We start from the raw sequence: 7609 nt of genomic DNA on the forward strand, positions 1-7609 counted from the left end.
TTACATTGTATGGAAATGAAAAACATGGCACTAAACATAATGAATACGTGTGTTATGACTGTGGTGCGATTATGGATAGAGATATGAATGCAGTAAAAAATCTCCTAACCTTAGCATAAGAAGATATTTTAGGGTGGGCTACACCCTTTAAAGCTACAAGAGTTAATCAATGTCATTACCCTCTAGTTAGGATATGGGAACATTAATGTTGACGGTAGTAAATAAAATTAAGAAAGGAAGTCTATATTCTTTCTAATAATATAGACTAGCATACGCGATATTCTATATTGTTCTACATTTTATATAGCAGGAAATGAACATGAATATGCATCCTGAATTTCTTTTAAATCAGATTCAATCTCCCAAAGATTTAAAGAAACTTTCAATCGATGAACTTACGCAGCTAGCCAGCGAAATCAGAACTTTGATTTTAGAAAAAGACGCTAAAATTGGTGGACACCTCAGTCCTGATCTTGGCATTGTCGAACTTACAATTGCTTATCATTATGTGTTCGACGCCCCCGAAGACAAGATTATCTGGGACATCTCCCACCAAACATATCCACATAAAATGTTGACTGGGCGTGCTTTTGCTTGGCTTGATCCTGACAAGTATGAAGATGTTACTCCTTATACTAATCCAGAAGAAAGTCCTTATGACTACTTCGCTTTAGGTCATACTTCAGCATCAATCGCACTTGCTACAGGGATGGCTAAGGCCCGTGATTTACGCGGAGGTAATGAAAATATTATGGCTTTAATTGGGGATGGTTCTATGACTGGGGGCGTTGCTTTTGAAGGTTTAAACAACGCTGCCATCGAAAAACATAACCTCGTGGTTGTCTTAAACGATAACCAATGGTCAATTGATGAAAACGTCGGCGGGATGGTTAAACTTCTTGCTGACTTACGTGCATCAAACGGTCAAGCCCAAAACAATCCATTCAAAGCGATGGGATTTGACTATCGTTATGAAGCTAAAGGTAATGACATTGCTTCAATGATCAAAGCCTTTGAAGCTGTCAAAGATGTGGATCACCCCATCTTATTACACGTTAATACACTTAAGGGTAAAGGGTACGAACCAGCATTGCAATCACCTGGAACTCACCACTGGGTAGCTCCATTTAACTTAGAAGATGATTCTCCTAAGTTTGAAGCCCCAGCCGGACCAACTGCTAATTCAGTTGCTTTAGACGTGATTAAAGATGCAATTGACCAAGGCCAAAAAGTTCTTGCAATCAACGCTGCTATCCCTGGAGCATTTGGTTTGAGTGATATCAAGCAAAATTATCCAGATAACTACGTTGATGTGGGCATTGCAGAACAAGAATCAATTTCATTTGCTGCCGGTGCCGTAAAGAACGGTGTAACTCCTGTGGTATTCCAAAACTCAACTTTCCTTCAAAGAGCTTTTGATCAATTATCACATGACGTTGCAGCGAACGAATTACCAATCGTAATGTTCGTGTCGGCCTCAATCAATGGTGGTTCCAAAACACACTTGGGGAATTTCGATCAAGTTATGATTAGTAACTTACCGAACTGGATTTATCTCGCCCCAACCACGTTAGCGGAAGAAAAAGCGATGTTGACATGGGCGCTTAACCAAAAAGATAATCCTGTCGCAATTAAAAAGCCGGCGCGTCAAATTCCCGTTGACGGGCCAGTGCTTGACGATTATGCAAAACCTGCTTATCAAGTTAAATTGGGTAAAGATATTGCCATTCTTGCTTTAGGTAGCATGTATCACCAAGTTGGTGTCCCTGCTGCTAAAGAATTAGGCGCAACAGTGGTCAACCCAGTTAGCGCTAATATCTTAGATACTAAGACTCTCGATGAACTTGCAGCGAGTCACAGGATCATTATTACCCTTGAAGACAATGCAGTTGATGGCGGGTTTGGTCAAAAAGTTGCGTCATATTTAGGCGATAGAGATGATATTTTAGTCAAAAACTACGGTGCATTGCGCGAATACACTGATCAAGTTTCTGGCAAAGAATTACTCGATCGTTATCACCTTACTCCTAAAAACATTGTAAATGATGCTAAAGTGCTATTAGAAAAATAGTCAGCAACGCTCATCTCATTTCAGATGGGCGTTTTTTTAGAACTTTTTTAGTGATTTTTTAACTCATTTCCTATTTTCATTTATTGTAAACGATTACAGTAAGCGTTATAATAGTTTGTGAAAAAGTTATCAAAGGAGGACATTTTTATGACCCAATTATCTGACAAACTAACATTTAAACATGGCGCAACTGTCAACAACCGCTTCTTCCAAGCCCCAATGCTTACTAACAGTGGTGATATGGGGTTTGCGACAGAAGACACAATTAATTATTATGCTGCACGTTCTAAAGCTGGTGGGATGATTATTACTGAATACCACTACGTTTCAGAAAATGGTGGCCCTGCGCAATCATGGCGTCGTGGACGTGAACAATTAGCGGTATTTGATGATAAGTTCATCCCTCAACTTACAAAAATCGCAACTGCTTTGAAAAAAGATGGCAACAAGGCAATCTTACAAATCGCACACACTGGGCGTGAAGCTAACGTGCGTGCGATGGAAGATAAGCCAGTTTACGCTCCAAGCGCAATTGACTATCCATTCTTACCATACAAGGTTCACGAATTAAGCGATGAACAAGTTAAAGAAATCATTGACGACTTTGGTCAAGCTGTTCGCCGCGCCGTTGAAGCAGGATTTGATGGCGTGGAAATTCATGGTGCTAACCACTACTTAATCCAACAATTCTTCTCACAATACTCAAACCGACGTGAAGATCACTGGGGTGGTAGCTTAGAAAAGCGCATGAACTTCCCATTAGCGGTGGTTAAATCAGTCACAGACGCCGTGAAGAAGTACGCTCCTGCTGATTTCATCGTGGGTTACCGCATTTCTCCAGAAGAAATCCACGGCCAAAATGTCGGTTATACATGGCATGATTCATACAAATTACTTGAAGCCATCACCAGCCAATATGACCTTGATTACGTTCACTTCTCATTGACAAACTACGCCGCAAAACCAGGTGATCCAATGTTAGTTGACCGCGAAGTTTCCGCTGAAAACTTCCATGACTCAGACAAGTCACTCGCTGAGTTATTAAAACCAGCGTTACAAAACGACACTGCCCTTCTCTTAACTGGTAGTGTGCGTGATCGTAAGACCGCTGAAGGTGCTTTAGCCATCGGAGGCGACATGGTCGGTGTCGGACGTGAAAACATCGTTGATCCTTTATTCGCTGAAAAAATTCTCGCTGGAAAAGACGACGAAGTTATCACGACTTTATCCGCTAAACAAGCTAAAGACGCGAAATTAACACAAGGTTTAATTGATGTTTACTCAACTAAAGGCCCTCAACCAATCCCTATTAAAGTCGATGATTCTATTTATGATCTTCACGAAGGCTTTGGTGGCTGGACTGAAATGAAGTATCCTGATAATTCTCAAATGAAATAGTGGGATGGATAATAATTAGATAGTAAAACACCCAACAACCAAAAAAGATTGTTGGGTATTTTTATTGGAAAAAAAGCGTTGATATATATCATACCAACGCTTTAGTAAGATTTTCATAATCTACAATTATTTTTCTTCAAATACACTTGTGACTGCCTCGCTAAATGATACAGATTTGTTGTCATTAAGAACCATAAGTTTGAGAATTTTATCAAAATTACTAGCAATATAGCTAAATAATTCTTCGTCTGATTTAAATTTATTTTTACCCACTCTTTCATAACCCTGCAAAGTTGCATCTTGGAACTCTTGTGTTGTCATAAATGAGTTTGCTAAACCTAACATTTTTTCCATTTCAATATATTTCAAGAACTTAAAATTTTGTGCTTTGTGAAAGACAACATTTGCCCTCTGACCGTAATCAAGAACTAACTCAATTAATCCGTTCCAATAAACTAACATCGAACTCGTAATTGGTCGCTTACCACTTTCAACTTGACTGACTTGACCTACATTGCCTAGTTCGCTTTGTGTAATATTGTGTTTTTTTTCTTAAATTTTTGATATGAGTAGGTATTTCTTGTGAATAATTTTCTTCAAAAATTTCATATATAATCCCCCTACAATCATGGAAAAATAGTAAAAATAGTTGTTATCCTAGTTGATTAAAAAAATCTCTGATTTCCTCATCTTTTATAAAATAATATATAATTTTCCCCTCTCTTCTAGTGTCCAAGATGTTTTGATTGGCTAGTTTACGAAGATGGTGGGAGGCAGATGCCATACTGAGATTTAGTAAACAGGCTATATCGCAGACACAGAGTTCTTCGACGGCAAGGAAATAAAAGATGATATTTATCTGTTTATTATCGGTAAATTTTGATAAAATGCGAAGTGATTTTTGGACTTTTTCCTTTTTAAGGTAGTTCGTTGCGGTTGTAACATTTTGTTGATTAATAACATCCACTTGACAGATACTATCTTTTTTCATAATTTTTTCTCCTAACCTAACACAGCCCATAGCATGTCAAAACTGTTGTTTTCAATCAGGATATACATCCCCAATCCTAAATAGACAACGGCAATAAACCATCTGCTATATTTTTCCAAAGTTTCTCCAACAGAAGGGACTTGTGCCAATTTTTGGGCAGAAAAAACCAAGAGATAAATCATGACTAGAAAAGTAAGTAAAGTCACTATCAAATTCGCTAAATTTAAGGTGGTAAAATATGGGACAAAGACACCAATATTGTCAGCGCCACAACTTGCAAAAGTAATCATAGCGACTAGAAAGATCAGGTTTTTATTGTCTTTTCGCAAACCATCTTTTGCAATAGCTTCTCCATCAGAATCTCCTAAAAGCAAAATTTTGAGGCCTAGGAAAATTGGAATCAAACCGAGTAAACCTAAAATCTCTTTACTAGGAATATAATTTAAGACAAATGCAAAAAGCAAACTTAGCAATATTAGACTAACAGAGCCTAGAAATTGTCCTAAATAGATGTTAATGATGTCTTTTCTGCTTTTTCTTTTGGCAAAAAATAACATTAGGATAATAAGTAAGTCTACAGCTGTCCCAGAATACAGGATTATTGAAGTAACAACATTTTGAATCATAAAACACCTCATTCAAATATATTTTTGAATGTATCCTAACATTAAACTTTGTAGATGTCAACTTAAAATCCACCAAAATATAGATAAGAAGTTAGTGTACCAAATATGGATATAATTATATTACAAGCGTTCCCGAATTTATAACTTATAGTCAATAGTATAAATTAACTCCAACAAAAAACCAGACGACAAAAAGTCATCTGGTTTCTACTTACGATTGGACTGTTGTATAGTTTGCAATAGTTATATTTTAATAGAGCGTGCAAGCAAGCTAATTCCTTCTTAATTCATCTTTATATCTATTATTTCAATATATTTTTTATCATAAAAAGCATTAAATGCTAACTTTTACCATCCCGATAACCTCAAAAGTTATCGGTTTGTTTTTTTATTTTCAAATTTTTCTATTTTAGGTATAGGATAAATCAAAATATTTGTCCTATATCTAAATTCGTTATTTTTAAAAACAAAAAATAGACCGAGAAAACTCTCGATCTACTTAATTACTATTTTTCTTTACGAGATAAACCAAAACCAAGCATTGCGCTAAATGCGGTAAGAACTACCCCTGCCATTGTTGCACTACTTTGTGCTTCACCTGTTTGTGGTAAAGTAGCTTTCTTGACTAATTGATTGTTGTTATTTACAACAGTCGCTTTAGAAGTTTCGTGCTTAACTACTGGTGTTACTACTACACTTGAGCTAACTTCTTTGTTATCAGTTGTTTTTGGTGTTGATAAGACTAACTTGTTTGAGTCGCCTTTAACAACTGCTGCTACTTCATCTGATTTTGTTTGTGAGTTTAATGCAGCAAGTGCATCATCGTATGCTTTTTGTGCTTGAGCTTGATTTGCCTTAGCTTCTTCATTCTTAGCTACAGCTTCATCGTATGCCTTTTGTGCTTCTTCAACACTCTTAGGATTTTGGTTTTCTAAGGCTGCGATTGTTTGTTGTGCCTTAGCTTCCTTTGCTTGTGATTGCTTAACAGCTTCTTTAGCAGCATTTAATTGAGATTTGGCTTCTTCAACTTGCTTGTTAGCTTTTTCAACTTGTTTTGCTAAACCGTCTGTTAGAGTGGTGCTTCCTAACTTGTATGGGTTGTTGATGACTACATTCATTTTATTTTTGATTGCTTCATCTCCAAGATCACGATCTGGATAAGTAAGTGTTAAAGCTAAGAACTTTTTGCCATCTCTAAGAGCAATAGTATCTGAACTTAAATATTCGTTTGAAAAACCATTAGGTGTAACTGAATCAAGATTAAGAGCTTTTGTAAGTACAGAGCCCAACGTCCACGCTTCTGCAGTAGCTGGTGCCTCAAACATAACTGAAACAAGTTGCTTAACCATTGCTTCTTTCATGTCTGCCATTGTTGCTTTAGAATGCTTTTTGTCTACTAAAACTTTTAATTGATTAAATCCCGTATATAATCCATAGTCTAAATCTTGGTGATTTAAATTAGTTGCAGTTGATGTAAGAAGTCCTCTACTATCATTTGCTGAAGTGCGAACCATATCAACGCCACCTTCAGTAACTTCATATTTACTTACCATGCCATCAACACCTAAATCTTTAAGCATTTGATTATATAGTTGAGCAGTAAATAATGATAAATCAACTACTTGTTCTCGAGTTAAGTTATCTAAGTCAACTGTTGTATTTAAATCAGCTTTATTTGTATCTTTCCATGATGGATTATTTCCAGAATTTGTTAAAACATTAACTAAATCTTTGTAGCTTTGCTTTAGATCATCTGAAGCAAAATAGTCATCTTTAACATCATCTACCAAGTCTTCTAGGATTTTTCCACGATTATCGACTTTCTTCATTCGCTTAGTATATTCACTAACAAATTTTTGTGCGGCTGCACGTTGTTGTTTAGTAAAACCTAGACTTGGAACTGTTTTTTCTTGTTGTGCATTGTTTAAGGTTGCTGAAGCTTTTTCTTGTTCAGATTGAGCTTTAGTTAACTCATCTTGAGCTGCTTTTTCTGCAGTTTGATTCTTAGCAGTTACTTCTTTTTGACTTGCCAAATCTGATTTTGCTTGTTGTAAAGCTTCATCTTTTTCATCTTGTGTCATGTTTTTGCTTTGTTGTGCTGAATCTAAGTTAGCCTTTGCTTGATCAACATCCTTTTGTGTTTGGGCAACATTTTCAGCTGCTGAATCCAAGTTTGCCTTAGCAGCATCAACACTAGCTTGTGTAGTTGATTGTGCTTCTGGTTGAACTTGTGCTGGTGTTGTTTCAACATTATCAGCGTTTGCTTCGTTTGCTAAAACACCAGTTGTTGCAAGCGCTGCTGCTGCAGCTAATGTAATTTTCTTTTTATCCATATTATATCTTCCCCTTTTCCTAAAATTACACAATAAACTATATCAAAAAATAAAATATATAGCAATAGATTTTGTTATATATTTTATAATCTACAGTAAGCTTAGTCTTTATTTTTTTATCCTTCTGCTATAACTGATACACATTTATTATTTCCACTATAAATTTTAAAAATTTTAAATTTATATTTTC

At 36.1% G+C, this 7609-nt stretch carries 6 protein-coding genes and 3 pseudogenes; 4 read left to right on the forward strand and 5 right to left on the reverse strand.

All coding sequences use genetic code 11. The features are described 5' to 3' along the window. From JCM14209_RS10080 to JCM14209_RS08180, 3 genes and pseudogenes are all read left to right on the forward strand, one after another. Nucleotides 1–119 (forward strand): annotated as a pseudogene (locus tag JCM14209_RS10080) (zinc ribbon domain-containing protein); the annotation flags it as partial. Between the two features lie 200 nt (nt 120–319). Further along, entirely contained in the window at nt 320–2071 is a 1752-nt protein-coding gene (locus JCM14209_RS08175; RefSeq protein ID WP_025022986.1) for a 1-deoxy-D-xylulose-5-phosphate synthase, read from the forward strand. Between the two features lie 147 nt (nt 2072–2218). Next, nucleotides 2219–3469: an oxidoreductase gene (locus JCM14209_RS08180; RefSeq protein ID WP_025022987.1), complete on the forward strand. Its 1251-nt coding sequence runs from the start codon at nt 2219–2221 to the stop codon at nt 3467–3469. 126 nt (nt 3470–3595) lie between these two features. Here the strand turns inward: JCM14209_RS08180 and JCM14209_RS10210 are convergent, their stop codons facing one another. The 4 genes and pseudogenes from JCM14209_RS10210 to JCM14209_RS08195 all read right to left on the reverse strand — a co-directional run bounded on the left by JCM14209_RS10210 (nt 3596) and on the right by JCM14209_RS08195 (nt 5086). Beyond that, a complete protein-coding gene (locus JCM14209_RS10210; RefSeq protein WP_025022988.1) occupies nt 3596–3931 on the reverse strand; it encodes a hypothetical protein in 336 nt (111 codons plus the stop codon). Beyond that, a pseudogene (locus JCM14209_RS10085) lies at nt 3908–4082 on the reverse strand (helix-turn-helix domain-containing protein); the annotation flags it as partial. The gene JCM14209_RS10210 and the pseudogene JCM14209_RS10085, both read right to left, overlap by 24 nt. Before the next feature lie 39 nt (nt 4083–4121). Continuing rightward, the gene (cadX, locus tag JCM14209_RS08190; RefSeq protein WP_025022989.1) at nt 4122–4460 is read right to left on the reverse strand and encodes a Cd(II)/Zn(II)-sensing metalloregulatory transcriptional regulator CadX; all 339 of its coding nucleotides are present in this window, start codon (nt 4458–4460) and stop codon (nt 4122–4124) included. Between the two features lie 11 nt (nt 4461–4471). After that, complete coding sequence (locus tag JCM14209_RS08195; protein ID WP_025022990.1) at nt 4472–5086, reverse strand: CadD family cadmium resistance transporter; 615 nt, start codon at nt 5084–5086, stop codon at nt 4472–4474. A 28-nt stretch (nt 5087–5114) separates the two neighbouring features. Between JCM14209_RS08195 and JCM14209_RS10320 the strand changes: the two are divergent. Next, a pseudogene (locus tag JCM14209_RS10320) lies at nt 5115–5192 on the forward strand (FanG protein); the annotation flags it as partial. Between the two features lie 400 nt (nt 5193–5592). Here the strand turns inward: JCM14209_RS10320 and JCM14209_RS08200 are convergent. Then, a complete protein-coding gene (locus JCM14209_RS08200) occupies nt 5593–7419 on the reverse strand; it encodes an SEC10/PgrA surface exclusion domain-containing protein (protein WP_025022991.1) in 1827 nt (608 codons plus the stop codon). Nucleotides 7420–7609 lie beyond the last annotated feature (190 nt).

It is taken from the genome of Ligilactobacillus hayakitensis DSM 18933 = JCM 14209 (assembly GCF_000615845.1).
In the GTDB taxonomy this organism is placed as follows: Bacteria; Bacillota; Bacilli; order Lactobacillales; family Lactobacillaceae; genus Ligilactobacillus; species Ligilactobacillus hayakitensis.